32 protein-coding genes are annotated in these 25,748 nt (G+C 37.5%); 16 read left to right on the plus strand and 16 right to left on the minus strand.

Annotated elements, in window-relative coordinates; genetic code table 11:
- Window positions 1-131: 131 nt before the first annotated feature.
- Window positions 132-1,214, plus strand: a complete 1,083-nt coding sequence (locus tag AC4D4A_RS16370; RefSeq protein ID WP_490996867.1) for an FUSC family protein — start codon at window positions 132-134, stop codon at window positions 1,212-1,214.
- Window positions 1,215-1,545: 331 nt separating this feature from the next.
- On the opposite strand, the gene AC4D4A_RS16375 is transcribed toward AC4D4A_RS16370, so the two are convergent.
- From AC4D4A_RS16375 to AC4D4A_RS16390, 4 genes are all read right to left on the minus strand, one after another.
- Window positions 1,546-3,294, minus strand: a complete 1,749-nt coding sequence (locus AC4D4A_RS16375) for an ABC transporter ATP-binding protein (RefSeq protein WP_490996868.1) — start codon at window positions 3,292-3,294, stop codon at window positions 1,546-1,548.
- Between the two features lie 56 nt (window positions 3,295-3,350).
- On the minus strand, window positions 3,351-3,881 hold the full coding sequence (ntdP, locus tag AC4D4A_RS16380; protein ID WP_490996869.1) for a nucleoside tri-diphosphate phosphatase: 531 nt from the start codon (window positions 3,879-3,881) through the stop codon (window positions 3,351-3,353).
- A 356-nt stretch (window positions 3,882-4,237) separates the two neighbouring features.
- A complete protein-coding gene (locus AC4D4A_RS16385) occupies window positions 4,238-4,492 on the minus strand; it encodes a YgaB family protein (protein WP_066107909.1) in 255 nt (84 codons plus the stop codon).
- Window positions 4,493-4,643: 151 nt separating this feature from the next.
- On the minus strand, window positions 4,644-4,838 hold the full coding sequence (locus tag AC4D4A_RS16390) for a gamma-type small acid-soluble spore protein (protein WP_490996922.1): 195 nt from the start codon (window positions 4,836-4,838) through the stop codon (window positions 4,644-4,646).
- A 137-nt stretch (window positions 4,839-4,975) separates the two neighbouring features.
- Between AC4D4A_RS16390 and AC4D4A_RS16395 the strand changes: the two genes are divergently transcribed.
- Complete coding sequence (locus AC4D4A_RS16395) at window positions 4,976-5,200, plus strand: hypothetical protein (RefSeq protein WP_490996870.1); 225 nt, start codon at window positions 4,976-4,978, stop codon at window positions 5,198-5,200.
- Window positions 5,201-5,270: 70 nt separating this feature from the next.
- Here the strand turns inward: AC4D4A_RS16395 and mutY are convergent, their stop codons facing one another.
- On the minus strand, window positions 5,271-6,350 hold the full coding sequence (mutY, locus tag AC4D4A_RS16400; protein WP_490996871.1) for an A/G-specific adenine glycosylase: 1,080 nt from the start codon (window positions 6,348-6,350) through the stop codon (window positions 5,271-5,273).
- Window positions 6,351-6,535: 185 nt separating this feature from the next.
- Here mutY and AC4D4A_RS16405 point away from each other — a divergent pair, with 185 nt between their 5' ends.
- Together AC4D4A_RS16405 and AC4D4A_RS16410 are read left to right on the plus strand one after the other, a co-directional pair.
- On the plus strand, window positions 6,536-7,516 hold the full coding sequence (locus tag AC4D4A_RS16405) for a metal-dependent hydrolase (RefSeq protein WP_490996872.1): 981 nt from the start codon (window positions 6,536-6,538) through the stop codon (window positions 7,514-7,516).
- A gap of 84 nt (window positions 7,517-7,600) precedes the next feature.
- Window positions 7,601-7,762, plus strand: a complete 162-nt coding sequence (locus tag AC4D4A_RS16410) for a small, acid-soluble spore protein K (protein WP_302621346.1) — start codon at window positions 7,601-7,603, stop codon at window positions 7,760-7,762.
- Window positions 7,763-7,806: 44 nt separating this feature from the next.
- Here AC4D4A_RS16410 and AC4D4A_RS16415 read toward each other — a convergent pair whose 3' ends face one another.
- On the minus strand, window positions 7,807-8,124 hold the full coding sequence (locus AC4D4A_RS16415) for a YfhH family protein (protein WP_490996873.1): 318 nt from the start codon (window positions 8,122-8,124) through the stop codon (window positions 7,807-7,809).
- Window positions 8,125-8,137: 13 nt separating this feature from the next.
- A complete protein-coding gene (gene recX, locus AC4D4A_RS16420; protein WP_490996874.1) occupies window positions 8,138-8,971 on the minus strand; it encodes a recombination regulator RecX in 834 nt (277 codons plus the stop codon).
- 131 nt (window positions 8,972-9,102) lie between these two features.
- Here recX and AC4D4A_RS16425 point away from each other — a divergent pair, with 131 nt between their 5' ends.
- Together AC4D4A_RS16425 and AC4D4A_RS16430 are read left to right on the plus strand one after the other, a co-directional pair.
- On the plus strand, window positions 9,103-9,231 hold the full coding sequence (locus AC4D4A_RS16425) for a YfhE family protein (RefSeq protein ID WP_066107935.1): 129 nt from the start codon (window positions 9,103-9,105) through the stop codon (window positions 9,229-9,231).
- Between the two features lie 86 nt (window positions 9,232-9,317).
- Window positions 9,318-9,503: a YfhD family protein gene (locus tag AC4D4A_RS16430; RefSeq protein WP_066107938.1), complete on the plus strand. Its 186-nt coding sequence runs from the start codon at window positions 9,318-9,320 to the stop codon at window positions 9,501-9,503.
- 83 nt (window positions 9,504-9,586) lie between these two features.
- On the opposite strand, the gene AC4D4A_RS16435 is transcribed toward AC4D4A_RS16430, so the two are convergent.
- Window positions 9,587-10,093 (minus strand): hypothetical protein, encoded by a 507-nt coding sequence (locus AC4D4A_RS16435; RefSeq protein WP_490996875.1) that lies wholly within the window; start codon window positions 10,091-10,093, stop codon window positions 9,587-9,589.
- 228 nt (window positions 10,094-10,321) lie between these two features.
- Here AC4D4A_RS16435 and AC4D4A_RS16440 point away from each other — a divergent pair, with 228 nt between their 5' ends.
- Window positions 10,322-11,875 (plus strand): ABC-F family ATP-binding cassette domain-containing protein, encoded by a 1,554-nt coding sequence (locus AC4D4A_RS16440; RefSeq protein WP_490996876.1) that lies wholly within the window; start codon window positions 10,322-10,324, stop codon window positions 11,873-11,875.
- 196 nt (window positions 11,876-12,071) lie between these two features.
- Here the strand turns inward: AC4D4A_RS16440 and AC4D4A_RS16445 are convergent, their stop codons facing one another.
- From AC4D4A_RS16445 to AC4D4A_RS16460, 4 genes are all read right to left on the minus strand, one after another.
- Window positions 12,072-12,818, minus strand: coding sequence for a metallophosphoesterase family protein (locus AC4D4A_RS16445; protein ID WP_490996877.1), 747 nt, complete (start codon window positions 12,816-12,818; stop codon window positions 12,072-12,074).
- A 93-nt stretch (window positions 12,819-12,911) separates the two neighbouring features.
- Window positions 12,912-14,051 carry a zinc-dependent alcohol dehydrogenase gene (locus AC4D4A_RS16450; RefSeq protein ID WP_490996878.1) on the minus strand — a complete coding sequence of 380 codons (1,140 nt, stop codon included), beginning with the start codon at window positions 14,049-14,051 and terminating at the stop codon, window positions 12,912-12,914.
- Window positions 14,052-14,157: 106 nt separating this feature from the next.
- Window positions 14,158-14,556: a ferritin-like domain-containing protein gene (locus AC4D4A_RS16455; RefSeq protein WP_490996923.1), complete on the minus strand. Its 399-nt coding sequence runs from the start codon at window positions 14,554-14,556 to the stop codon at window positions 14,158-14,160.
- Between the two features lie 561 nt (window positions 14,557-15,117).
- Window positions 15,118-15,687 (minus strand): general stress protein, encoded by a 570-nt coding sequence (locus AC4D4A_RS16460; RefSeq protein WP_490996879.1) that lies wholly within the window; start codon window positions 15,685-15,687, stop codon window positions 15,118-15,120.
- Window positions 15,688-15,828: 141 nt separating this feature from the next.
- Here AC4D4A_RS16460 and AC4D4A_RS16465 point away from each other — a divergent pair, with 141 nt between their 5' ends.
- Together AC4D4A_RS16465 and AC4D4A_RS16470 are read left to right on the plus strand one after the other, a co-directional pair.
- Window positions 15,829-16,146, plus strand: a complete 318-nt coding sequence (locus tag AC4D4A_RS16465) for a DUF948 domain-containing protein (RefSeq protein WP_490996880.1) — start codon at window positions 15,829-15,831, stop codon at window positions 16,144-16,146.
- Window positions 16,147-16,356: 210 nt separating this feature from the next.
- Window positions 16,357-16,722: a VOC family protein gene (locus AC4D4A_RS16470; protein WP_490996881.1), complete on the plus strand. Its 366-nt coding sequence runs from the start codon at window positions 16,357-16,359 to the stop codon at window positions 16,720-16,722.
- A gap of 97 nt (window positions 16,723-16,819) precedes the next feature.
- Here AC4D4A_RS16470 and AC4D4A_RS16475 read toward each other — a convergent pair whose 3' ends face one another.
- Window positions 16,820-17,449, minus strand: coding sequence for an HAD family hydrolase (locus tag AC4D4A_RS16475; RefSeq protein ID WP_180350013.1), 630 nt, complete (start codon window positions 17,447-17,449; stop codon window positions 16,820-16,822).
- 303 nt (window positions 17,450-17,752) lie between these two features.
- Here AC4D4A_RS16475 and AC4D4A_RS16480 point away from each other — a divergent pair, with 303 nt between their 5' ends.
- The 5 genes from AC4D4A_RS16480 (at window position 17,753) to qoxD (ending at window position 21,961) form a co-directional block, all read left to right on the plus strand.
- Window positions 17,753-17,896 (plus strand): BA3454 family stress response protein, encoded by a 144-nt coding sequence (locus AC4D4A_RS16480; protein WP_066107964.1) that lies wholly within the window; start codon window positions 17,753-17,755, stop codon window positions 17,894-17,896.
- Between the two features lie 321 nt (window positions 17,897-18,217).
- Window positions 18,218-19,111 (plus strand): cytochrome aa3 quinol oxidase subunit II, encoded by an 894-nt coding sequence (qoxA, locus tag AC4D4A_RS16485; RefSeq protein ID WP_490996882.1) that lies wholly within the window; start codon window positions 18,218-18,220, stop codon window positions 19,109-19,111.
- Between the two features lie 21 nt (window positions 19,112-19,132).
- On the plus strand, window positions 19,133-21,076 hold the full coding sequence (gene qoxB / locus AC4D4A_RS16490; RefSeq protein ID WP_490996883.1) for a cytochrome aa3 quinol oxidase subunit I: 1,944 nt from the start codon (window positions 19,133-19,135) through the stop codon (window positions 21,074-21,076).
- Entirely contained in the window at window positions 21,073-21,669 is a 597-nt protein-coding gene (gene qoxC, locus AC4D4A_RS16495) for a cytochrome aa3 quinol oxidase subunit III (RefSeq protein WP_490996884.1), read from the plus strand. The genes qoxB and qoxC overlap by 4 nt, the downstream gene beginning before the upstream one ends.
- A 4-nt stretch (window positions 21,670-21,673) precedes the next feature.
- Window positions 21,674-21,961, plus strand: coding sequence for a cytochrome aa3 quinol oxidase subunit IV (gene qoxD, locus AC4D4A_RS16500; RefSeq protein WP_066108542.1), 288 nt, complete (start codon window positions 21,674-21,676; stop codon window positions 21,959-21,961).
- A gap of 638 nt (window positions 21,962-22,599) precedes the next feature.
- Here the strand turns inward: qoxD and AC4D4A_RS16505 are convergent.
- Genes AC4D4A_RS16505 through AC4D4A_RS16515 form a run of 3 tightly spaced genes read right to left on the minus strand, consistent with a single transcriptional unit; the run spans window position 22,600 to window position 23,697 of the window.
- Window positions 22,600-23,169 carry a manganese catalase family protein gene (locus AC4D4A_RS16505; protein ID WP_066107973.1) on the minus strand — a complete coding sequence of 190 codons (570 nt, stop codon included), beginning with the start codon at window positions 23,167-23,169 and terminating at the stop codon, window positions 22,600-22,602.
- A 19-nt stretch (window positions 23,170-23,188) separates the two neighbouring features.
- The gene (locus AC4D4A_RS16510; protein ID WP_490996885.1) at window positions 23,189-23,452 is read right to left on the minus strand and encodes a spore coat protein CotJB; all 264 of its coding nucleotides are present in this window, start codon (window positions 23,450-23,452) and stop codon (window positions 23,189-23,191) included.
- Window positions 23,449-23,697, minus strand: a complete 249-nt coding sequence (locus tag AC4D4A_RS16515; RefSeq protein WP_066107980.1) for a spore coat associated protein CotJA — start codon at window positions 23,695-23,697, stop codon at window positions 23,449-23,451. The genes AC4D4A_RS16510 and AC4D4A_RS16515 overlap by 4 nt, the downstream gene beginning before the upstream one ends.
- 184 nt (window positions 23,698-23,881) lie before the next feature.
- Between AC4D4A_RS16515 and AC4D4A_RS16520 the strand changes: the two genes are divergently transcribed.
- Window positions 23,882-24,229: a DUF4064 domain-containing protein gene (locus AC4D4A_RS16520; RefSeq protein ID WP_490996886.1), complete on the plus strand. Its 348-nt coding sequence runs from the start codon at window positions 23,882-23,884 to the stop codon at window positions 24,227-24,229.
- 201 nt (window positions 24,230-24,430) lie between these two features.
- Window positions 24,431-25,573, plus strand: coding sequence for a SpoIIE family protein phosphatase (locus AC4D4A_RS16525; RefSeq protein WP_490996887.1), 1,143 nt, complete (start codon window positions 24,431-24,433; stop codon window positions 25,571-25,573).
- Window positions 25,574-25,748 lie beyond the last annotated feature (175 nt).

Genomic DNA, 25,748 nt, shown 5'->3' on the forward strand with positions numbered 1-25,748 from the left:
GTAAACAAAAGAAGTATTTTGCCTGTATATCTTGAACATGAAGACGAAACCCTGTATAGTACAGTCATGTTCGAGATAAAAATAGATAAATATTCGTAAACAACTATGAATAAAAGGAAGAGGTATTATTTATGAAGGTTGGTGCCCGAGTCTTTAAAACGGGAATAGCCATTGTGATAGCCATCTATGTTGCGACAGCATTTAATGTACCGGCTCCCGTATTAGCCGGGATTTCGGCTGTATTTGCCGTTCAGCCTACCATATACCGTTCGTACAGGACTTTAATTGATCAAATACAAGCGAATATAATCGGATTTCTAATTGCGATATCGTTTGTATTATTATTTGGTAACGATCCCTTATTAATTGGTTTGGCAGCCATTATAACAATTGTAATCAACTTACAGCTGAAAAATGAAAATCAACTAACAATTTCGCTCGTAACTTTAATCCTGATTATGGAGCAACAAGACGGCAATTTTACAGAATTCGCATTTTGGAGAGTTGCTGCCATTTTAATCGGTATTCTATCAGCATTTATTGTTAATCTTGTCTTTCTTCCTCCAAAGTATGAGACAAAGCTTTATAAACGAATTAGCACAACGACAGACGATATTCTACAATGGATTAGAATCGGTTCTAGAAGTTCAACTGAACATACTATGATGAAAAAAGATATTAAACGTATAAAAGAGAATGTCACAAAGGCCGATAGCTTGTACGCTCTATATAAAGAAGAGCGGGAAACTTTCAGGAAAAATACGGTTGCCAAGTCCCGTAAACTCGTAATCTACCGTTATATGATAGCAACAAACAAACGATCACTGGATATCTTAAAAAGATTACATCGCTTTGAAAACGAATTCCATCAAATGCCTGAGGATTTTCAAATCCAGGTTCATCATCAACTGGATTTGTTGTTGAGGAAACATGAACATATTCATCTGAAATTTATAGGTAAAGTAAAGCCGGGACTAATGCTTGAGGAATCTACGGACACTTATAACAAACAATTGCTGATTGATATTGTTAAAGGTTTTCGATTAAATACAGACGAGGATTCTCCCGTCCACTACCATATGGTTACACTAATTTCATCTATGCTTGAATATGGTGACTACTTAGAGCATCTAGAAATGCTTGTTAACAGTTTTCACTCTTATCACAAATCAGAGAACAAATCGATCAAGATAAATGATGATGATCAATTATAAACAATCGTTTAAAGGGTATTCTAAAGCCAGTAAAAAGGCTTTAGGATGCCCTTTCTTATTAAGTAAAAACCTGCTTGTCAATCTTTATTTCAACTACATCCTTCATTTCTCCCATTTCCTCTCCTTCTATAAAACCTTACTGGATCACTTTTCATCTATCCACTAATCACTTCTCTCATAAAAGCTTATTTGTTCTTGCATTCTTGATGACAGCACCTTACATGAAATTCAAAAAGGAGGTTCCTCCCATTTGAAGAAACCTCCTGTGTACCTGTAAATATATTTTTATCCAATTTCGTTAGCTCGCAAGCGATCAATTTCCAACGAGCCATTATGCATCCAACTGTTGAACCTGAAAGAGTCTATAATAAGCTCCTTGTTTAGCCATTAATTCCTGATGTGTTCCCACTTCTATAATACGGCCATGTTCAACCATAACGATACGATCAGCATGTGTAATGGTAGATAATCTATGAGCGACTATAAAAGTAGTACGGTCCCGGGAGAGCTTTTCAAGTGCTTCCTGAATAAGGTGCTCACTTTCCAAATCAAGAGCAGAGGTTGCTTCATCCAACACAATAATAGATGGATTTTTCAAAAACACACGTGCAATAGAAATACGCTGCTTTTGGCCCCCTGATAATTTAACGCCCCTCTCGCCTACTTTTGTCTCGTAACCACTTGGTAATTTGCAGATAAAATCATGAGCATTTGCCGCTTTGGCAGCTTCATAGATTTCTTTATCTGTTGCACCTGGCCTACCCAACAAAATATTTTCACGAACCGATTCACTAAATAAAATACTGTCTTGCATTACCATTCCAATATTGTCTCGAAGTGAGCGTACCTGTACATCACGGATATCCACTCCATCCAGTAGTATACGCCCTTGTGTTACATCATAAAATCGGGGTATCAAGCTGACCAGAGTAGATTTACCTCCTCCACTCATCCCGACAAGCGCGATTGTTTCTCCCCTTTTCACTTCAAGATTAATATCCTTTAGTGCCTGAGTCTCATCTTCCCCATAAGAGAATGATACATGATCGAACGTAATGGTACCCTGTACATCCTTACATGGACGAGCATCGGGCTTGTCCTCAATATCATAAGGAACATCCAAAAATTCAAATACACGGTCCATTGACGCCAGTGATTGCGTTAAAGTGGTGGATGAGTTCATCAATCTACGCAAAGGTCCATACAATAAATCGATATAGCCGACAAAGGCAACCATAGTTCCTAATGTCATATTCCCATTAATGACCTGGTATCCGGCAAACAGGATGACGACTAGAGGAGCAATATCCGTAATTGTATTGACAGCAGCAAATGATTTAGCGTTCCAGCTTGTGTGAGTTAACGCTTTTTTCAGGAAGTTACTATTCACTTTATTAAATTGCTTTTGTTCATGATCTTCAATCGCAAAGCTCTTAATTACTGCCATCCCTTGTACACGTTCATGCAAATAGCCCTGTACTTGAGCTAGTGCCTGTGATCTGTCTCGTGTTAATTCTCTTAATTTACCAAAGAAATATTTAATGGAGAATGAATAGAGCGGTAACAGAAGTAACGATACAATGGTCAATTTCACATCAAAGGTAAGCATAATTCCTACTGCTATTAAAATTGTAACTAAATCCAACCAAACATTCATAAGGCCGGTTATAACAAAATTCTTAGTTTCTTCAACATCATTAATCACTCTGGAGATAATTTCTCCTGCTTTCGCATTAGAGTAATATTTAAAGCTTAATTTTTGTATATGGCTGAACATTTTATCACGAATATCAAACAAGATTTTACTTGCTGTCCATTGAGCAAAATATTGACGATAATATTCTACTGGAGGTCGAACTACTATAAAAATGAAAAACATGATTGCCATTAACATATAGAGCTTCCTTAATTGCTCTCCCTTTTGCAACGCATTGGCACCGATTATATCATCAATCACATATGCCAACATGGCAGGAGTCAGTAAAGGAATCGCAAATTTAACAATCCCTATTAGGATTGTCACAATGATTTGCCACTTATAAGGCCTTACAAACCTCATATATCTTTTTATACTATTCATCAAATGTCTCTCCCATCAAGCATAAAAACCTGTCCATAAAAGAGACAGGCTTCTTCTCAACTTTTAATTGTTAAATATCGTTTATACCAATTATGAACGAACTCCTGAGAAAACGGCCCTTTTTTCGCTCGAATCATACTGATCAGCTTTTCCACATTTCTCCTGAGAATATGGTCAATGACATTCGGATAACCCATTTGAAGTTTATGCTCTTCATATTCATCTTCATCTAACAGGTTATAGGTCATATCCGGATAAACCTTTATATCAAGATCATAATCGATATATTTAACCGCTTCCCCATCAAATACAAATGGAGAACTTAAATTACAATAGTAGTAAATACCATCATCTCGAAGCATCCCGATGATATTAAACCAATACTGTGAGTGAAAGTAGGTAATAGCTGGCTCTCTTGTAAGCCATGTCCTACCATCAGATTCAGTCACAAGAGTCCGATCATTGCAACCAATTACAATAAACTGGGTACCCTTTAATATGGTCGTCTCTTGCCAAACCCGGTGTATATGTCCATTATGTTTGTAACTGTGTATTTGGATCTCTTCTCCTTCTCTCGGTACTCGCACGTTGTATTACCTACTTTCTCTCCCTATAGGGCAGGGCACTTATATACCGTCTCTGTGTTCAAATTGACAATATATTAACCGTTAAATTAAGATACTTTTTTCCGTATTCTTCTATTATTATAACGATTCACTTACAATTTTAAAACAAAGAGCCACCATGAAAAGCGGATAAGCTATAAATTGTTAAACAAATCGCCACTAACCAGCTCTTTTTTAGGTTGAAATATTAATCCTATAACCAAAATTAATCGTTTACAAACATGAGTCATAAGGAATGAAGGAAATAAAAGTGGAAGAATAAAAATAAAAGAACACCTATATAGATGCCCTAAATAATGATGGATTGTATTTATATTTTATAGTTTCGGGGCAGATTTCGACTGATAGCTTTCAATCACTTTTTCTGTTAATTGCATAAATATCGTTTGGATTGTATCCAATTCTCTTTTCATCTCACTTATATCATCCTGGACACATAATAAATCTTCATCGTTCTTTCGATTCCTTAGTTCCTCCTCTAGTTCCATATAACGGTCAAGTTCAGTTTGCATATGTAAAAGCTTATCCATAATGACCATTTGTTCATTAACTAACTCTTCAAAACTCTTCATGCTCTACACCACCCAAAATCAGTATAAGAATACATTTCTCTAATAAGCAGAAAATACCTTTGACTTTTTCTGTAGCCTTCTGAGAGGTTTTGTCGAGCTATTAAAAAGCACTCGCCCGCTAGGGGCAAGCGCTTTAAATAATGCTTTAACGTTATTGTTGTCCGTAGTTTCCGGAGTTTTTAGCTTTGTTTTTCTCTGCTTTCGCGTTTGCTTGTTTCACAGATTGCACATCAGTTTCACTTGCAAATTCAGAACCAAATTGACCTTGGCTTTGACCTGCAGATTGTGCGTTTTGTTGTCTCACTTGATTTGCATTTGTTTTTGAACTGTTGTTAGCCATTAATATCACCTCCACACCTATTAATGTATCCAACAGAGGTTTTCATATACAAAAAGAGTGTTTCTATTTTTTTCCTTGTTTTTGCTTCACTTATAGAGGCATCCTATATAGAAATTTAAAACAGGAAAAGAGGAGGCTTTATTATGTTTGTAGGAAGAGATATGTCAGAGTTATCCATGATTCCTAAAAGTGAATGGAAGGAAGATGAACTAGAATTTTACCATCATTCATTTCAGCAGATTATGCCCTATTTAAATATAGAGGGACATACCATTCAAAGAGAAATTATCGAGGAAATTGAAAGAAGAGGCGGCTTGAAGAGACAGGAAGCAACCTGGACACAAGGAACGCGTGTTTCCTACGATTAATTAAAATAAACCCGGCATCAGCTATACCCGAAGGTGTTACTTCGCAGTTAACTGACGCCGGGTTATTTTTTTAACCATTAAATACATATGTTTCATAAATTTTTTGGTGAGATACAGGTAATGCATACTGTTGAAAATCATGATCTTTCACATATGCTAATTTATGCGTATCACTTTTAAAGTTTTCCAGATTTTTCACAGTGGCTGTATAGATATCAATTTCCCATATCAAATGCGAAAATACATGATTGATATGACCGATTGGAGTTAATTGATTTAATTCAACTTGATTCTGTTCCGCAACCATTTCTTTCAGTTCTGTCATATCACCTGATGTTTCATAGCTTGGGAATTCCCACAGTCCTGCCAGAAGACCTGCCTCCGACCGCTTCCTAATCAGGATTCTTCCACTTTCATCGTTTATCACAATTGCCGATAAATGAACAATTTTGGTCTTTTTAGCTTTCGTTTTTACCGGAAGCTCCTGTTGGATTCCTTTATCAAATGCCCAGCAGTGCTCTCTTACCGGACATAATAAGCATGCAGGTTTACCGGGAACACATATAAGAGCGCCAAGTTCCATCAATGCCTGATTAAATTCTGACGTATGTTCAGGATCAATTAATTCACGTACAGCTGACTCGAATAGTTTGCGGGTGGCAGGCTTCGCTATGTCATCATATATTTCTAATATCCTGGAAATGACTCTCATGACATTTCCATCAACTGCAGGCTCGGGAACACCATAAGCAATGCTTAATATCGCACCGGCAGTGTATGGACCGACACCTTTTAATTTTTTTATTTCTTCAGGAGTGTTTGGCACGATTCCGCCGTAGTTTTCCTTTACCTCTTTAACTGCACTATGCAAATTACGAACCCGAGTATAGTAGCCAAGACCTTCCCATGCTTTTAAATATTTTTCCTCATCAGCATCAGCAAAATCATCAAGTGTCGGAAACCATTCCATAAAACGTTCGTAATAAGGAATAACGGTATCCACACGGGTTTGCTGAAGCATAATTTCAGAAACCCAGACGCGATAGGGATCTTTATTTACTCGCCATGGGAGCTGTCTTTGTTCCTGAATAAACCAATCTATAAGATCTTTCCTGAATTGTTCTATATTGCAACTGACAAGTGTCTTCACGTTTCCTCCTGTTTATGTTAAAAATTAATGGAATAGGGAATAAATTAAGTAATCATACTGAATAGGTTTACCCATGATTTTTTGATTCCCTTCATTTTAAAACAACATGACTGGTATGAAAAGTAATTAATTTTGGATAAAAATAGTGGTTTCCTTTATAAGTCAGTAGAAAAGGAGGATGTATTATGGATACCGGTACTCATCTGGTAATGGGTATAGCACTTGGCGGGTTAGCCACATTGGATCCTCAGGTCGCATCCCATACAGGAACAGCAACGGCCGTTATGATCGGTACAATCCTTGGTTCCCAGGCACCTGATATAGATACAGTCCTAAAAATGAAAAATAATGCAGTATATATACGCAATCATCGAGGAAGAACACATTCCATACCATTTGTAATTCTTTGGCCTATATTAATTACGGCTCTTATTGCCCTTATCATTCCGGAAGCGAATACCTTACATCTATGGTTATGGACCTTTTTCGCTGTTTTTTTGCATGTATTTGTAGATATATTTAATGCATACGGAACACAGGCTATTAGCCCCCTGTCCTCAAAATGGGTTGCGCTCGGGATTATTAATACATTTGATCCCTTTATCTTTGGAATTCATATTGTTGGTCTAATTTTATGGACATTTGGCTTTGATCCAGGACCTACATTCTTAATCATGTATCTAATTATTATCGGTTATTATATTGCTCGGATTACAGAATCGAGAAGCTTAAAGGCTCGGATTCGTTTACAAATCCCTGATGCTCGGCGAATTACACTTTCCCCAACCATGCGTTATCACCGCTGGAAGGTAGCTGTTACAACGTCTGATAAGTATTATGTTGGGGTAGCTGAAAATCGTGAAATACAATTTTACGATACGTTTGATCGTATTCCTTTACCGGAAAGTCCAATACTGGATGCTGCTTTAAAGGATGTGAATCTTTCTGCCTTTGTATCTTTCTCGCCGGTATACCGATGGGAAATGGACTATCAGGAGGGAATGCACATTGTTCGATTCATTGATTTACGTTATCGGAGCAGAGGACGATATCCTTTTGTGGCTATCGTTCATTTAGATGATGATTTAACTATTATCAACTCATTTACTGGATGGGTTTTTACAGAAGAAAAGCTTCAAAAGAAACTAAATATGATCACTGGATAATCAGGAAGGCTTTCTCATGAATGGGTGGGAGCCATATAAGAATACTAATAAGGCATCCATCATCCCAGAACGAAAGGTGAGAGAATCTTGAGAAATAAAGCAAAAGGCTTTCCTTATGAGCATGATAATAAATTTAATGGGGAACCCCGTGCCAAGCCAGAGTATGCTTCAAAACGAGCAGATGGCACTACAAATACTCGTCCACAGGAGCGAATGCACGCATCTGGAGAACGGGATTCTGAATAAAATCAAAAGAGCTTTCTGCACCCAGAAAGCTCTTTTTTCTCGTTTTATTTCAAATTCATCAGTAAGGAAATAGGCAGCCCTTCTTCTTCATTTTGATGAAGACGATACCCCCAGGCAAACACACCTTTTAGATACTCCACCTTGAAATATTCTCCAGGCGCTCCATCTATACCATACATTTCACCGACTATAATTTCAGCCGGATCTAATGTATAAGCCTTTGCCATAACAGCTCTCCTTTTATGTACGGCAAACTCATTAACCATCCCGAGCTGCTCAGCCTTTCTTGCTTTTTCATTTAAATCTGCAATTGTTTGTCTAAGCTCATGCTCTGACATCTCACTGAATTTTTTCTCCTGCATTTCCTTACCCCTCTCAGTACAATTCAAAATCTCCGTTATCAATTCGCTCTTTGCCAAGTTCCACAAACCGAGAAATCAAGTCCATATCAAAGCCTTTTCTAAATAGAGCTGTTTTCATTTTTTGACTATACGAATAGTCATCCAGGTGAGCATACTTTCTGTGAAATTTAGTCGCTGTTTTTACAAGACTTTCCCATTCTGCATTCTTATCATCAACCGCTAACTCTTCAGTCACCAATTTGGCCAGGCTCATTGAAAAACCCTTCCGTACGAGAAATTGGATTGTTTTCTGTTTTGCTTCTTTCATGGAACCCTTACTTTTTTTTAATGTCTTACTGGCCCATTCTTCAGCATTTTCTCTTTGCAAATCTTTCGTATACTGACTTAATGCCGTCTGTTGATCCTTTTCTGAGATTCCCTTATTGAGCAGCTCTGTCCGGATGACATCAGGCCCTTTTTTACTGACATTCATTTGGGTTCGTACAAATGCTTTCGCATATTCTTCATCATCAACATATCTATACTCACGCAGTTTATGCATGACTTCATCAATAACCGCTTGTTCCCATTCCTTTTCACTCAAATAGGAAATAACCTCATGTTCTGAACGAATCCGATAAGATAGATAATTGACAGCGGACTGAAACGCTTTTTGGATATGGTCACGGTACTGAATTTCCATAATGGATAATTCATCGACTTCCATCCCCTTCGATAGCCGCATGCGGACAAGTAAGTCATCATCCACACTAAATGCGTATTTTTCAGGCTGTCCTTCTTCTGTTATGTATATATTAAAACGATTTTTATTCTTTTTTTGTTGTTCAATTTTTGAGATAAGTGGCATCGTTAGCTCGCCTCCTCTTTTAATGTAGCATATATCCTTATCTTAGTCCTTTCTTTGATATTAGAAAATGAATTAAAACATTTAATTATGGAAATTATAGGAATGACACTACTTTGAAAAGGAGAATGTTCATGGATAAAAAAAAGCGGGATCAAATGAAAAATCGCCTGACCTCTACTCAAGAAGTCCGTTACAAAAGGGAATTTAAAGCAGCAGACCGAGCGGCTGGGTATACAGGATCTAAAGGAATACGTCCATAAACCAACCTTTTATTTACCAGAATAATGGCTTGGATTTTGTTGCAATCTAATCAGGAAGATATTCTTCATTTGGGAGGTAATCTAAAATGGGCAGATATAACCATAACTTACTTCACGGCAGAAGCAGGATGGCAACTGGTGGAAATACTCCGCCTTCCATAAAATCTGACGGATTAGATGTAGAATTTTCTGAGGCATTAGCCGATCATGATGATCTCGTTGCACAAGCCAGATCAAAAGCAGCTGATGCACGCGCTAAATCCAGGAAATAAACTAATTCGCTTGGGAATTTTCTTCCCAAGCGAATTAAAAACCATCCGATTTTTAAACAATCGAATGGGTATGATTGCACATATTAACCATTTACTTCAGCAGCTAAATTGGGTGCTATAAGATCCTCTGCTTTAAAAATATTGTTAACTTTTTCACTTCCAGCATTAAAATGTTCATTTGCTTGATCCAATTTGGGTTCAGCTGTACCGGACAATTGAATTCCTTTTTCTTTATATGAGTCAGAAATAGTTTTTATAGCCTTTTCTAAATCCTTGCTATATTTTTCTAAACTATCAGGAACTTCCACATCTTCCAAAGCATCCACAACAGAATTTGCAGAAGCAGCAGCTTTTTGTTTATCTTCCTGTGTTAAGACGGAAGGATTCTCCGCTCCCTCATAGGCATTTAAATCACGATCACTTCCATTAATCACATTCGCGATGGAAAGATAGAAATCTAATAAGTCACTTTTTATGTCCGCTGATTCTTTAGTGCTCCCTTCCTCTTTTGTCTCTTCTTTGGATGAACAACCCATGACGATAACAAGTATCAAGGCCATAATACTGCATAACCACAATCCCTTTTTCATACTCTCTTACCCTCTTTTCATTATTTTCGAATTATTCTAATTGTTGCATTAAACATCATACAACTTATGTGAGCATTCGTAAATACTGCCCCATCTAGGGATGAACCCTCCAAATTTACAATTACTGTTAATCAATTGATTATCTATGCTTTTATCCCGAAATATTGTACTATTAAATGCGTATAGACCCATTAATTACAAACAATTAAGAGTCAGGAGTATAGATAAATGATATTATCCGTTAAAGATTTAAGCCATGGCTTTGGTGACCGAGCCATTTTTAACAAAGTTTCCTTCCGCTTACTAAAAGGCGAACATATTGGCCTTGTCGGAGCAAATGGGGAAGGAAAGTCTACATTTATGAACATTGTAACCGGACAGCTGGAGCCTGATGAGGGGAAAGTTGAATGGTCTAAAAAAGTTCGTACTGGTTACCTTGACCAGCATGCTGTTCTCGAAAAAGGGATGACCATACGCGATGTACTGAAAACCGCATTTCAGTATCTTTTTGATATGGAAAATGAAATGAACGAAATCTTTGCTAAGATGGGTGAAGCTTCCCCTGAGGAATTAGAAGTCTTACTTGAGGAATCAGGTGTGCTGCAGGACGTCCTCACTAACAACGACTTTTATGTTATTGATGCAAAGGTTGAGGAAATAGCAAGAGGATTAGGCCTCGATGAAATTGGGCTTGAACGCGATGTTCAGGACTTAAGCGGCGGCCAGCGTACAAAAGTCCTTCTCGCAAAATTATTACTTGAAAAACCTGATATATTACTTTTAGATGAGCCGACCAACTATCTTGACGAGCAGCATATCGAGTGGCTCAAACGTTATCTTCAAAATTACGAAAATGCCTTTATTTTAATTTCACATGATATTCCATTCTTAAATAGTGTAATCAATCTTGTGTATCATATGGAGAACCAGGAATTGACCCGTTATGTCGGCAACTATGATGATTTTATGAAAGTGTACGAGGTGAAAAAGCAACAGCTTGAAGCCGCCTATAAAAGACAGCAACAAGAGATTGCAGGCCTCAAGGATTTCGTTGCACGTAATAAAGCGCGTGTATCTACTCGAAACATGGCCATGTCCCGTCAGAAAAAGCTTGAAAAAATGGATATCATTGAACTGGCGAAAGAAAAACCGAAACCAGAATTCCATTTCCGCGAAGCACGTACATCCGGTAAACTGATATTCGAAACAAAGAATCTTGTCATTGGCTATAATGAGCCTCTTTCCAGACCATTAAATTTACGCATGGAGCGTGGACAAAAAATTGCCTTCGTCGGTGCCAATGGAATTGGAAAAACGACCTTGCTCAGAAGTATTCTCGGCGAAATTAAACCAATCTCTGGCCAGGTTGAGCTTGGCGAACATTTGTATATGGGATATTTTGAACAAGAAGTAAAACAAACATCCAATAATACCTGTATCGAAGAAATTTGGCAGGAGTTCCCTTCCTATAATCAGGCAGAAATCCGTGCTGCTCTGGCGAAGTGCGGCCTTACTACCAAGCATATTGAAAGTAAAGTTGAAGTACTGAGCGGTGGAGAAAAAGCGAAGGTTCGTTTGTGTAAACTGATTAATCGTGAAAACAATTTACTTGTTCTCGATGAACCAACCAACCACCTTGATGTGGATGCTAAAGAAGAATTAAAACGCGCATTAAAAGCCTTTAAGGGAAGTATTCTGCTGATCAGCCATGAACCTGACTTCTATCAGGACATAGCTACAGATGTTTGGAACTGTGAATCCTGGACAACTAAAGTATTTTAATGTAACGATGCTATACCTTAAATACCCGTTAACTTTGGACAATTACATCCTGGTTAACGGGTTTTTTATTTACTTTATACTCTTTACCCTGCTTTAGCCGTGGCATAGGCAAGGAATAAGTAGGAATCCCAATTTACCAATATCCTGCGATATGGAATTAGAGTTGTTTAATAATCTCAGATACAGCAATTAAGAGTTATTGATTTAATTGATTGCCATGAAAAATCTTAAGAATAAAATCACGATCCGGGACCTGCAGCCATTCATATGAAGCTAAATATTCTGTATTATCATAGGCAGCTTCTTCGTTAGAGATAACCATCTTGTCTCCCTCTATATCTACGATTGAATAAGGGGCAGTTGGTTTTGAATTGCATCCTAAAGAACCTGGATTTAGAAAGATAGTACGGTTACTTCTGAAGAAATGAAGTGGATGATGATGACCAAAACAGATCAACTTTTCTTCCCTTCCTTTAAATAAAGAACTTATATTCTCAAGACTTGGCTCAACAATTCTGCTAAAAGGGTCTTGGCTTATATGGTCATGTAGCTTCGTTGGCTCAATCTGATAATGAATAAACAAAATTGAATTCTCTTCGACAGTTAACTTGATTGCCCTGGGCAGCCCTTCCAACTTCCTGATGAATTGCTTATCCATCCTCTCTGCTATCCATTGATGATGCTCTTTTACATGGAAGTGACTTTGTGGGTGTTCCTCTCCTTTTAGAAGTGCTAAAACCGCTTCATCATGGTTTCCCGTAATCATGGATACATCATTTCTTGTAAATAGACTATCCAAAACTTCATTGGTATTCGGTCCGATTCCAATCATATCTCCCAGACAATAGATATGTTCAATGTCCCTCCTTCTATCAAGCTTAGATAGTACCGCTTTTAAGGCAGGCTCATTCCCGTGAATATCAGCAATCACTCCAAATTTCATACCAATCCCCTTTTTTATGTAAAATTATACCTTAAAAACCTAATTAAAAAAGCATTCCTACTACTGCTGGAGGAATGCTTTCATTTATCTTAGTTATGGTTTCAATATAACCTTCGTACAATTATCTTCATGCTCATTAAATAGCGAATACCCTTTCGCTGCGTCCAAAAGTGGTAATTTATGAGTTACAATTTCTGTAGGGTCGAGCTTTCCTTCTTCAATCATTTTATATAATCGAGGCATGTAATGAACAACAGGAGCCTGTCCCATCTTCATTGTAATATTGCGTGAGAAAAATTTCTCTAATGGGAACATATTATAAACAGATCCGTAAACACCGGTAAGCTGCAAAGTACCAAATTTCCTTATCGCCTTCGTGGCAATTTGAATAGCACTTAGCGTTCCTCCCTGCAATTTTAACTTTTGCTCAATTTTTTCAATAGCTGATTTTTTGCCATCCATACCAACACAATCGATGACCACATCAGCTCCACCCTGTGTGATTTCTTTTATATAGCTCCCTGTATCATCATAATTATTAAGGTTAATCGTCTCTACTTTATTCATTTTCTCAGCTTGTTTTAATCGATAATCTAAGTGATCAACAGCTATAACCCTTTTAGCACCAGCCATGTATGCAAATTTTTGTGCCATTAAACCAATTGGTCCACAGCCAAGTACTACCACGGTATCATCCGGTTTTACTCCCGCATGCTCCACGCTCCAAAGGGCTGTAGGCAAAACATCAGACATAAATAATAATGACTCATCCTCTAATTCACAGGATTCCGGTATGACAAACGGCATATAGTTCGCAAATGGAACCTTTAAATATTCTGCTTGTCCGCCGGGATGATTCCCATATCGCTCTGTATATCCAAAATATCCGCCTGTATCCTGATGTGGATTGGATTCGGTATGATCACATTGACTTTCCATCTCATGCTGACAGTAATAACATTGACCGCAGGATACATTGAAAGGGATAACTACCCGGTCGCCTTTTTTGACCTTTGTCACCTCAGGACCGACTTCTTCTACGATTCCCATTGGTTCATGTCCAATTATATATCCTTCTCTAATCGGCATGTTCCCTTGATAGATATGAAGATCTGATCCACAGATGGCCGTAGAAGTGATTCTGACGATTATATCATCATTTTTTTCAAGCTTCGGATCTTCAACCTCTTTTACCTCAATTTTTTTGGCCCCTTGGTATGTGACTGCTTTCATATTTCATCCTCCCATTCAGTTTAGTACAGTTACCTTATTCCCGAATAGGAGGACTCTTATTCAGGACATTTTCAAATTATGTGCTCTAATTCCAATTTAGCCCTTTTCATTTATTCTTCATAAAATAATAAAGAAACCATACTGCATGCTGTTGTTCATCCTTAGCTGCACGATTAAACAACTTCTTTGCCGCTAAATTAATGGTTCCGTCCGCAACTGAAAGATAAAAATCCACGGTACGCTGCTCATCTTTTAAAGCCGCTTCAAGCCCCCGTAAATAATCATCCTCACAAGGTTCTGTCTGTTTTGGCTTTGGATCTCTCCCTGTTATGCCTGTATATAGTAGTACCAGTTGTTTAAAATGTTTAATCTCATCATCTCTGATTTCAAATATTTGCTGCCGTTCATCTTCCGTTGGTGCTAGTCGGGCTAATTTTTCATAACACTGTATAGCACTGTACTCTCCATTAATAGCCCTTTGGGTTTGTTTCACTAAATCATTCATCAATTGTTGTCTCAATTATGTAACCTCCCCATTTTTCCTTATGACCTATCCTATGCGTGTTTCCTTTGAACAATTTCTACCTAAGTAAGATAACCTACAGGTTTTTTATCATTTTTATTTGGGTATATGAGAAATAGCGGTTAAACAAGTATCGTGGTTATCTTCGGACGTCGTTCTGTAAAAAACATATTTGACAAATGAAATTCTAAAGTATATACTTAGAAGATATAATTTTAAAGTAGTGACTTACACATAGATATGTAAATAAATATGGCATTCTGCAATTTATGTTTTTCGGAACACTTATTCACACTGGAACGGCTTCGGAGCCGTAAGGATATAAGAGAGGTAGGGCTTATATCGTCTAAGTAAAAACGTCCAAGTGGAATAGATAACCGCGGCAATTTACATCACACACATAAACGAATACTAATAAATGAGAAGTTGTTACTTACATTTCAAAATTATTTTAAAACGAATCAGGCAGATGCTTGGTTCGTTTTTCAATGCATAAAAAGAAAGAAGCCATCAAGGAATCGATGACTTCAACTTATAGATGTATTATTTATAACTATCTTTTCCTCTTAAATTGGGATCTCCACCTGTGGCAGGGTTTATTGTGACTTTCACTTCGCGCTGTGCTTCCACTAATGGATCATCTGATCTTTCATACGTATCACGAGCTGCATATTTCTTTTGGGATTCGGAGTCGACTAATATAAGAATCTTTCCCTTTTCTACATCATTAGCATATTGATCAGCTCTATCTTTAGGAATACCCAATCCAACCAGCGCACCGGTCAATCCGCCAGCTCCAGCGCCGGCTGCAATTCCTCCCAATGTTGTAGCAATCGGCCCTGCTGCAACAATTGGCCCAATACCTGGGATTATCAGTGCACCGATACCTGCCAATAATCCTGTTAATCCTCCCAAGATTCCACCTGTAGTTGCCCCTGCTGCAAGACCACTGTCAACATTTGTATGAGTCTTAGATGTGATTTTATCAGCCTTTTCTTTGTCCTTCACCACTACGGAAATATCTTCTTTTTGATACCCTAGCTTCTGTAATCTTTCCACTTCCCGTACAGCATCCTGCCCATTATCATAAACACCAATTACTTTTTTATCCATTCTCTTCATCCCCTCTCTTAAAAGTTAATATATGGGTTCAATACCCGCTTAAGCACTTATTAATCCTTTTTTCTTTGTTACTTAACACTCAATAATGGGTAAGATATAGTTATGATAAGGAATTTTAAAGGAGGACTTCGCATGATCATCGTTTGGATTAGTTTAGCTATTATTGTTGGATCAATCGTATATCTCGGTATATATGCTTTTCGAACATTCAAAGAATCATCACCAACTATTAATGAGATACAGGCTACCGTTACACGAATACAACAACAAACGGATAGCATTAAACATGAAACAGATCGTTTAACAGCAAAGCAACAAGCAATCATGAGTGATGTTGAATATAAAAAAAGCGCTATTAATTATCCAATAAATCAGGCAAAAGGTATTCTCCCTTCTGCAAAAAGATTATGGAAAAGTACACCTGTGGCAAAATTAATCTCGAATAAATGAAAAAAGCTCATATTAAATTAACTATGAAACGCATTTGAATTCTCACCCATGAATTTCAGTGCGTTTTTATTATGTTTAGATTAAGAAGGCAAGAACTATAAAACATGAAGTAAAGCTTATCAAACACGATAATGACTCCGAATTACCAAGCTCGTAATTGAAGATATAAAATGAAAGATGAACAGTTTATTTTTAAAGGGGGACGATTTGATGATTTTGGGATTACATCATGCTCAGATAACCATTCCAAAAGGGTATGAAAAAGAAGGGAAACATTTTTATTGTGGGATTCTCGGTCTGGTTGAAAAAGAAAAGCCTGATTCACTAAAGGGACGCGGCGGATTTTGGGTATCGGTCGGAGATCAGGAAGTACATATAGGTACGGAAGATGAAATTGACCGATTAAAAACAAAGGCCCATATAGCCTATCAAGTCGAGGATTTATCATATTGGGAACAGGTGTTACATGAACAAAATATTCAATTAATAAAGGGTATACCTATCCCAGGCTTTGAACGATTTGAATTTAGAGATCCATTTGGAAACAGGATTGAAATGATTCAAGAATTATTATGATTTTAAATATACGAAAAGCTTAAAGTTTCTTAAGCTTTTCGTATCGAATGTATACTGCAAATTGTATTGTCATAAACTGCCCTTTATTTATAAATGTTTAGTTGAATATCTCTAATAAATCTTTCAAACAATAAATATGGTAATCCGCATCCTCCAGTTCACCATCCTCAGCATATCCAAAGTGACAAGCTATAGCTGGTACATGATGCGCTTTTGCCGCCTCAATGTCAGACGAACGATCTCCTATCATAAAAGCATCAGATTTATTTAAATGTTGAAAGTGCGCTAACAAAATATCCTTTTTCTTACGGCCGCCGACCCTTTCAATACACAAAGGCTCATAAAATAAGTCTTTAATTTGCTGTGAATTTAGTATTTCATTTAAATATGCAGTTGAACAATTACTTGCTGTTGATAAAATATGCCCTCTTCTTTTTAGTTCAGTTAACACTTCTCTGGCATAGGGAAGCAGTACATTTTCAGTTTTTAAGCTTTCCAGTAATTCTTTCTCCGAACGCTCAGAAATCATTCTTACTTCCTGTTCGGTGGCATCAGGTGTTAAAAGCTCCCAAAACTCTTTATGAGGTAAACCAAACGCAGATTGAATCTTTTTAGGATTAGGGACCTTTAGGTGTGGATAATTCTTGATTTCCGCTTGAATAATAGGTATACTTAATCTCGTTGTCTCAACTAATGTACCATCGAGATCAAATAACAATACAGACAAAAAAATCCCTCCAATTTTTTTATTTTTATTTTTATTTATAAACAAAAAACATATGGAATTATTGCCAATTTTATTATATAATTCCTTTAACCTCTCAATTTATTCCAATTGCCAATTGCTAAGTTTATATTTTTCAAAAAACGGGAATAGTACATTCATCCTCTCAACAACATACCGTCCATTAGAAAAACATCACTTCACTTTTACTCTAAAACCTTGGAAAACCAATTTTAGATGAACAAAAATGATGCATTTAATGCGTCTATTAACTATTGATTAAACGAACAAAAGGAGTAGATTTATATGGTAAATGTTACAGTATTAATAGATTTCATGGGGAAAAACTATCAAACAAATGTCCTTGCACCAAGAGACACTGATGAATCAGAAATCAGACAGTTAGCCTATGAACAAGTCCGTAAGCAATGGACACCGGAAACTAAATAATTGACTCAATTATCCGAGCTACCGATTCCCGATTGGTAGCTTATTTTTTTGTTCTTTTTATATTTACCCATTTATTCTTTATCGGAATCAGCATTCACTTAAACACTCTAAGGCCAAAACCTCCCTTTTAACCCTCTCTTCCCCATCACTATATCAAAAAAATATAATATTCTATATAACTTTTATTTCATATCAAAAATTCATATAAAAACTTATTAAAAACGAGGGTTATCAGTTGAATTTTCATTATTTTAAATTTTATCATAATAGTATAATACTTTATTTATATAATATAAATAATTTTCAAGAAAGGAGACTATCATGAAGAAGAAATGGACTTTATTCGGTATGTCTTTTGCTGCTTTATTCGCACTGGCAGGTTGTAACCCTTTAATGGTACTGAATCCAAAAGGGCCACAAGCAAAAATTCAATCCGATACGATTATTTTTTCAATGATCGTGATGGCTGTTATTTTAGTGGTTGTTTATGCTCTTTTTATCTATATGATTGTGAAATATCGAGCATCCAAACAGCCAGTAGACTATGTACCACCATATGAAAAAGGAAATAAGTGGCTTGAAATTATATGGACTGCCATTCCTATCGTTATAGTAGTCGTACTTTCAGTTGTTACGGTCATCACCACTTTTAAGGTGGAAAGTACACCAGCTGGATATGAAGACGAAGAACCTTTGGTGATTTATGCATCTTCTTCCAACTGGAAATGGCATTTCAGCTATCCCGAGGAAGGAATCGAAACAGTCAATTATGTCAACATTCCAACCGATCAGGAGATTGAATTTCGCTTATATTCTTTTGGACCAATCACTAGCTTTTGGGTTCCCCAGCTGGCAGGTCAAAAATACGCAATGAGCGATATGGTAACTACATTACGAATCGTTGCAGACGAACCAGGTTCCTATTTTGGAAGAAACGCCAACTTTAGTGGAGAAGGCTTTGCACAAATGGAGTTCGAAACATTAGCCATGTCTCCAAAAGAATTTGATAGCTGGGTAGATGAGGTCCAAAAAACTGCCGAACCTTTAACTGAGAAGGAATTTAACAAACTGCTTGATATGGAAGTAATGGGCAGAGCCACCTACTCTTCCACACACCTTGATTTCAGTCCGGCTCCTGTATGGCCATTCCATGAAAGCAATGATGATGCTACAGATGGAACAGATACAGAAACGAACGAACATAATCATGAATAAATCAGGAAAGGGGATTAGACCATGAAATGGGATGAATTCTTTGTTACAGGCGATCCGCTTATCTATGGTGCTATGGTTAGCATTGTTGTTGCCATGTTGGCAATCATTATCTATCTGACCTATACCAAAAGATATGGATGGCTGTGGCGTGAATGGTTAACTACAGTAGACCACAAACGTATTGGGATCATGTATATCCTTGCTGCGTTCCTTATGTTATTTCGCGGTGGCGTTGACGCATTAATGCTGCGTTTGCAGCTTGCAACTCCAAATATGACATTCCTGGAGTCACAGCATTACAATGAAGTTTTCTCTACTCACGGAGTTATTATGATTCTTTTTATGGCTATGCCATTTGTATTGGGAGTCATGAATATCGTTGTTCCTTTACAAATTGGAGCTCGTGACGTTGCCTTTCCGGCACTCAACGCTATCAGCTTTTGGTTATTCTTTGTCGGAGCTATGCTTTACAATCTATCGTTTGTTATTGGCGGATCTCCAGATGCAGGTTGGAGTGCCTACTTCCCTTTGGCAAGTAATGAATTCAGTCCGACTGTCGGACACAATTATTATGCAATTGCTCTTCAATTATCCGGTCTTGGTACATTGATGACGGGCATTAATTTTATCGTAACCATTATCAAAATGAGAGCTCCGGGTATGTCTATTTGGAAAATGCCAATGTTCACTTGGTCTGCATTAATCACATGTATCATTATTTTGTTTGCATTCCCGACATTTACGGTGTCACTTGCACAAATGATGTTTGACCGACTTTTCGGAACACAATTTTTCACAACCACCAATGGCGGTATGGATATGCTTTGGGCAAACAACTTTTGGATTTGGGGACATCCTGAAGTATACATCGTTATATTGCCTGCTTTCGGTATTTTCAGCGATGTCATTTCTACTTTCGCACGTAAAAACCTATACGGCTATAAATCAATGGTATATAGTATGATTGCCATCTCATTGCTATCATTCCTTGTATGGACCCATCACTTCTATACAATGGGCCACAATGCAACGGTTAATAGTATATTTGCGATTGCTACGATGGCTATTTCTGTACCAACCGGTATTAAGATTTTCAACTGGCTGTTTACTCTACGAAAAGGGAAAATTGTATTCCCTACAGCCATGCTATTCTCGCTGGCCTTTATACCGATTTTTACAATCGGTGGTGTAACGGGCGTTATGCTCGCAATGTCAAGTGCGGATTACCAGTACCATAATACAATGTTCCTAGTTGCCCATTTCCATTATGTATTAATTCCGGGAACTGTTTTTGGAATGATTGCAGGTACTTATTATTGGTTCCCGAAAGTTTTCGGTTTCCGCTTAAATGAAAAAATCGGAAAAATTAGTTTTTGGCTGATTGCGATATTCTTTAATGTAACATTCCTGCCTCTATTCTATTTAGGTCTGGATGGTATGGCGCGTCGGATGTATACCTATTCTGAAGCTACAGGCTATGGTCCACTGAATTTAACAGCAAGTATCGGAGCCATAGGCTTAGCAATCGGCTTTGGATTGATTATCTATAATATTATTTATAGTGCATTCAAAAGTCCTCGTGACAAACATGCGGATCCATGGGATGCACGTACATTGGAATGGTCAATTCCAAGTCCGGCACCATTCTATAATTTCGCGGTTATGCCAAACGTTAAGGATGCCGATCCTTTATGGTATTCCAAAATTAATAATGAACCGCTTTACGAAGATGAAATACAGCCTATCCACATGCCAAGCAATACAGGAAAACCAGCGATTATGGGCATATTCTTCTTTCTCTCTGGTTTTTGCTTAGTATTCAGTTGGTGGATTCCAGCTATTATATTTGGGATTGGTGTATTTATCACGATGGCTGCTAAATCCTTTGAACGAGATCCTGGCTATTATATTTCTGTAGAGGAAATAGAAGGAACTGAAAAAGTACTGCGAGGTGAAAAACTATGAAGATAGATTCTTCCCTTCCACTGGAATACAGTACAGAACAAAATCAGTTAAGAATCTTTGGTTTCTGGTTATTCCTTGGAGCTGAGATTGCATTGTTTTCTATGTTATTCGCAACCTATTATACACTCTTTAATGGTACGGGCGATGGTCCTACAGCAAAAGAGATTTTTGAAATTAAAGGCGTCATTATTGAAACGATTGTCCTTTTAACAAGTAGCTTTACTTGCGGGCTAGCTATTCATAGTATGAGACTTAAATTGAAAAAACCGATGATTACATTTTTTATTATTACCATGCTGCTTGGTCTTGTCTTCCTAGGTGTAGAGATTTTTGAATTTATGACCTATATCGAAGAAGGCGCAACCATGCAAACAAGCGGATTTTTATCAAGCTTATTCATGCTGCTCGGTACGCATGGAGCCCACGTAACATTCGGGTTATTCTGGGGATTATGTATACTCATTCAAGTCATACGAGAAGGATTTACAGCAGAAACAGCCAATAAATCTTTTATCTTTTCCCTATATTGGCATTTCCTTGACGTAATCTGGATTCTCATCTTTAGCTTCGTTTATTTGAAGGAGTTGATATAGGATGATAAAACAACTATTTCCACTTAAACATGTTTTAGGTTATGTCATATCATTGATTCTAACCATCATTGCGCTATCCGTAGCCTTTTATGATATATCCTTTACGGCCGGAATGGTGATCCTATCCATAACCGCCATTATTCAAACAGCTGTACAACTCTTTTTATTCATGCATGTTAATGAATCTAAAGAAAAAAGAACAATCTATCTAAACATTATCTATGCTCTATTCGTTGCACACGCAGTCATCTTCGGAACCATCCTAACCATGATCTGGGGCCATGCCCACTAAAAAGCTGAAGGGCCTTGCTCAGGAGCGACAAGCATAAGAGGAGGTGCGGAGGGAGAGCGCTTTTCTCTCCCGAAGCAGCTACACTTATGACTCGAGCTCCTAGGCCCTGAAGCTAGATTTCACTAAAAAGCTGAGGTGACTGTATTAATGAACAAAGACTAAGAACGCCACATCCTGTGGCAACGTCTTTGTGACCAACATCCTGTTGGCCTCCGAAAAGCATAAGGAGAGGCACGCAGGGAGGATGTTTTCCCCTCCCGTAGTGGCTATCCTTATGACTCGAGGGACTAGGAGTCGAAGCTGGATTGACTAAAAAGCTGAAGGGCCTCAATTAATGAACGAAGACTAAAATCGCCACGTCCTATGGCAACGTCTTCATGACCAACATTCTGTTGGCCCGTGAGGAGCATAAGACAGAGGCTCGCAGGGGACGTTCCTCCCCCGCAGAGGCTATGCTTATGTCCCGAACTCCTAGGCCCTGAAGCTAGATTGAATAAAAAGCTGAAACGGCTCGATTAATGAACGAAGACTAAAATCGCCACGTCTTGTGGAACGTCTTTGTGACCAACATCCTGTTGGCCTAAAGAAAAACCTGTGTTGTTCAGCCAACACAGGTTTTTTTATTAATGATAAATGGTTTAAAATATCTTCTTCTTTTCCCTGTCATCTGTAATAATTTGTACTGCCTCACGGAATCGCTGAGAATGAACGATTTCTCTTTCTCTTAAAAATCGTAAGCCATCATTTAAATCTGGATCATCTGACATATTGATAATCCATTGGTAGGTAGCCCTTGCTTTTTCCTCAGCGGCAATATCTTCATATAAATCTGCGATAGGATCTCCCTTTGTCTGAATGTATGCAGTTGTAAATGGTACACCTGCTGCATTATGGTAAAAAAGAGCAGAATCATGATCAACATAGTGGTCTGCTAAGCCAGCGTCTCTCATCTGCTCTGGAGTAGCATCTTTTGTGAGTTTATATATCATAGTGGCAATCATTTCCAAATGAGCGAATTCCTCTGTGCCAATATCATTTAACAAACCTACAACCTTATCAGGAATGGTATACCGTTGATTCAGGTATCTAAGAGCGGCCGCTAACTCCCCATCCGCCCCTCCATATTGTTCAATTAAATATTTGGCTAAAGTCGGATTACAGGTACTGACTCTAACAGGGTATTGTAATTTCTTTTCGTAAAACCACATTCTGATATCACCTCATCTTTTATATTTGCCACGGCCATGGAGTAGTTCCCCAACTCCAATTGGCATCTGTATAACTATTACCAAATTGTTGAAGTGGGCCGAATTTCTTTTCGAACTGCTGTTTAAGCTGCCTGCTCTGATGAGAGTGTTCGTTAAATTGCTGCATGGCTTCTAAATCATTTGGATGAGTATCTAAGTAAAGGGTTAGCTCCACTAAAGCAAAGTCGACTGCCTGGATTTCCTCTAATAACTGATAATATTCATCAGGTAATTGGGGCTTCACTGAGAATCCCTCCTCTTATGTTCATAAGGGTTTTCATAAAAGTCATAAAATACTGGCCAAAGTGTGCCCTTGAATAATGCCTCCTTTGGTGAAAATTGAGGCAGGTTAGGCGGTTGAAATCCGAGAAATAAATTAGGAGGAGTAGAGTAATACTTCTTACCAATTGGTCTGCACGGATCAAATCGACTGTGAAAAGGTGTATAAGATTTCATATGCGATTTTTCAGGCCGATTTTGCTCAGTCATAGCTACACCATCCTTTTTAAAATTCATTTTCCTTTCAAGTTATGAGCATACAAACTGATTTATTACGTTTTATTGTTTAACGGAGTTTTCAGTATCCATAAATAATCAACAATTTAATTCTTTGAAATAATATTTCATTATATTAGTAAACAGGTATAAATGAAATAAAAAGGAGGTATTCAAAATGAGCAGAACTACTGAATTTGTCCTTGGTTTACTTGGTGGCATTTTTGGAATTTTTGCAGCTGGTATAGCATTATTTGTTGGCGGTTTAGATTCTGTCCTCAACGAAACAGGTGAAAGTGCAATCATCAATCTTGGATGGTTAGCTGTTCTATTCTCTATTCTTGCGATCATTGGATCAGTTGTTGTTAAAAGCAAGCCTAAATTAGGAGGCTCCTTTATGCTTTTTGCAGCTATTGGTGGATTTATCTGCACTTCGGCTTTCTATATACTTCCGGGAATACTTTTGCTGATAGCAGGATTAATGGGTCTACTGAAAAAAAACAATAAATTAACTCCGGTAACTTAATTATTTTTGAATAGAATCCTATCCATTGATGATAAGTCCTTTTTACTATGTAATCTTTTATTACAGACCTTAATTTATTATTTTTACTAGTGTAATAACCTAACTATTTACCCCTAGTTTCAACTATTTGTATTTTCAGTAAAAGTGACATACCATTATTAATATAAGATTTAGTATTTTAGAAGATGGGTGAAAGAAAGTATGTCAATACTTGTGGTAGATGATAACAAGGTGAATTTATTTGTGATTGAGACCATCTTAAAGAAGGCAGGATACAGGAATATTAAGCTGGCTAAATCCGCAAATGAAATGATTCATATTTTAGAAGAAGATTTAAGTAAAAATCACGGAAGAAGCTCATTTAATTTAATTCTTTTAGATATCATGATGCCAGAGATAGATGGAATCGAAGCCTGCAGGCGAATCACTGCAACGGAGGAATATAAAGATATACCCGTTATCTTTGTGACCGCATTAGGTGATACCCATAAACTCGCTGAAGCACTGGATGCTGGCGGATCAGATTATCTAATGAAGCCGATTAATAAGGTAGAGCTGTTGGCTCGTATACGTGCTGCTCTCCGCTTAAAAGAGGAGAAAGATTGGCATAAAAATCAGGATGAAAAAATAAGCTATGAGCTTGATCTTGCCACAAAGGTGCAGAGAAGCTTGTTAAGTGAACCCATTTTAAATGATCAAATCAAAATAACGAGGTCCTATAAGCCATCCTCTAATCTCGCAGGTGATATGTATTATTGGCAGCAGATTGATCAGGACCGTTATGCCATATTTATGTTTGATATGATGGGACATGGCATACCTGCATCATTAGTATGTATGTATATCTCCTCTATCCTTCGTGAAGCGGTACGGAATGTGGTTGATCCAGAAAAAGTCATTCTCGAATTAAATCGCTGTATGACTTTACTAGAGGAAAAAACAAAATTAACATCCTATTACTTAACAGGTATTTATTTATTGGTAGATACGAAATCAAAAACGATTGAATATGTCAATGCCGGCCATCCACCGGGCTACCTTTATATCGATGGAAAAGACTTAATCGAAATGGGACAGCGAAATACAGCTATCGGATTTTTCGAAGAAATGCATATAAATAAAATAACTATTCCTTATACTGATAGCTTTCAGGCATTAATTTTTACTGACGGAGTGGCGGAAGCTATTGATAATGATGAAGCTAAAGCCTTAGCGCATTTGCGAGAAATAGGAAAGTATCATTGGTCAGAAAAAGAAGCAGCAGCTCCATTAAATGTTATCCTTCCGGAGGAAAAACAGGCAAATCAACATGATGATATGTGCGTCATCCTTGTAAGAGGATAAAAATCAACTTTTCTAAAAAGATAAAGAACAGATTCTAATGGAATCTGTTCTTTATCTTTTTTTGGCTGTTTTTCGTAAGAATTGTTGCCAGCAATACTATTTTTCTGAGCTGTGAATACAGCTACCTTTAGAAAGTAGGTGGCTGTATTCGTTATTTAAGTAAAGCCCCAGTTTG

Source organism: Pradoshia sp. Z5_111 (genome assembly GCF_058267535.1).

What these genes read in the sequence shown, in the direction of transcription:
- AC4D4A_RS16370 (WP_490996867.1), top strand. Translation starts at nt 132, where the DNA reads ATGAAGGTTGGTGCCCGAGTCTTTAAAACGGGAATAGCCATTGTGATA.
- AC4D4A_RS16375 (WP_490996868.1), bottom strand. Translation starts at nt 3,294, where the DNA reads ATGAATAGTATAAAAAGATATATGAGGTTTGTAAGGCCTTATAAGTGG.
- AC4D4A_RS16385 (WP_066107909.1), bottom strand. Translation starts at nt 4,492, where the DNA reads ATGAAGAGTTTTGAAGAGTTAGTTAATGAACAAATGGTCATTATGGAT.
- AC4D4A_RS16395 (WP_490996870.1), top strand. Translation starts at nt 4,976, where the DNA reads ATGTTTGTAGGAAGAGATATGTCAGAGTTATCCATGATTCCTAAAAGT.
- AC4D4A_RS16405 (WP_490996872.1), top strand. Translation starts at nt 6,536, where the DNA reads ATGGATACCGGTACTCATCTGGTAATGGGTATAGCACTTGGCGGGTTA.
- AC4D4A_RS16415 (WP_490996873.1), bottom strand. Translation starts at nt 8,124, where the DNA reads ATGCAGGAGAAAAAATTCAGTGAGATGTCAGAGCATGAGCTTAGACAA.
- recX (WP_490996874.1), bottom strand. Translation starts at nt 8,971, where the DNA reads ATGCCACTTATCTCAAAAATTGAACAACAAAAAAAGAATAAAAATCGT.
- AC4D4A_RS16425 (WP_066107935.1), top strand. Translation starts at nt 9,103, where the DNA reads ATGGATAAAAAAAAGCGGGATCAAATGAAAAATCGCCTGACCTCTACT.
- AC4D4A_RS16430 (WP_066107938.1), top strand. Translation starts at nt 9,318, where the DNA reads ATGGGCAGATATAACCATAACTTACTTCACGGCAGAAGCAGGATGGCA.
- AC4D4A_RS16435 (WP_490996875.1), bottom strand. Translation starts at nt 10,093, where the DNA reads ATGAAAAAGGGATTGTGGTTATGCAGTATTATGGCCTTGATACTTGTT.
- AC4D4A_RS16440 (WP_490996876.1), top strand. Translation starts at nt 10,322, where the DNA reads ATGATATTATCCGTTAAAGATTTAAGCCATGGCTTTGGTGACCGAGCC.
- AC4D4A_RS16445 (WP_490996877.1), bottom strand. Translation starts at nt 12,818, where the DNA reads ATGAAATTTGGAGTGATTGCTGATATTCACGGGAATGAGCCTGCCTTA.
- AC4D4A_RS16450 (WP_490996878.1), bottom strand. Translation starts at nt 14,051, where the DNA reads ATGAAAGCAGTCACATACCAAGGGGCCAAAAAAATTGAGGTAAAAGAG.
- AC4D4A_RS16455 (WP_490996923.1), bottom strand. Translation starts at nt 14,556, where the DNA reads ATGAATGATTTAGTGAAACAAACCCAAAGGGCTATTAATGGAGAGTAC.
- AC4D4A_RS16460 (WP_490996879.1), bottom strand. Translation starts at nt 15,687, where the DNA reads ATGGATAAAAAAGTAATTGGTGTTTATGATAATGGGCAGGATGCTGTA.
- AC4D4A_RS16465 (WP_490996880.1), top strand. Translation starts at nt 15,829, where the DNA reads ATGATCATCGTTTGGATTAGTTTAGCTATTATTGTTGGATCAATCGTA.
- AC4D4A_RS16470 (WP_490996881.1), top strand. Translation starts at nt 16,357, where the DNA reads ATGATTTTGGGATTACATCATGCTCAGATAACCATTCCAAAAGGGTAT.
- AC4D4A_RS16480 (WP_066107964.1), top strand. Translation starts at nt 17,753, where the DNA reads ATGGTAAATGTTACAGTATTAATAGATTTCATGGGGAAAAACTATCAA.
- qoxA (WP_490996882.1), top strand. Translation starts at nt 18,218, where the DNA reads ATGAAGAAGAAATGGACTTTATTCGGTATGTCTTTTGCTGCTTTATTC.
- qoxB (WP_490996883.1), top strand. Translation starts at nt 19,133, where the DNA reads ATGAAATGGGATGAATTCTTTGTTACAGGCGATCCGCTTATCTATGGT.
- qoxC (WP_490996884.1), top strand. Translation starts at nt 21,073, where the DNA reads ATGAAGATAGATTCTTCCCTTCCACTGGAATACAGTACAGAACAAAAT.
- AC4D4A_RS16505 (WP_066107973.1), bottom strand. Translation starts at nt 23,169, where the DNA reads ATGTGGTTTTACGAAAAGAAATTACAATACCCTGTTAGAGTCAGTACC.
- AC4D4A_RS16515 (WP_066107980.1), bottom strand. Translation starts at nt 23,697, where the DNA reads ATGACTGAGCAAAATCGGCCTGAAAAATCGCATATGAAATCTTATACA.
- AC4D4A_RS16520 (WP_490996886.1), top strand. Translation starts at nt 23,882, where the DNA reads ATGAGCAGAACTACTGAATTTGTCCTTGGTTTACTTGGTGGCATTTTT.
- AC4D4A_RS16525 (WP_490996887.1), top strand. Translation starts at nt 24,431, where the DNA reads ATGTCAATACTTGTGGTAGATGATAACAAGGTGAATTTATTTGTGATT.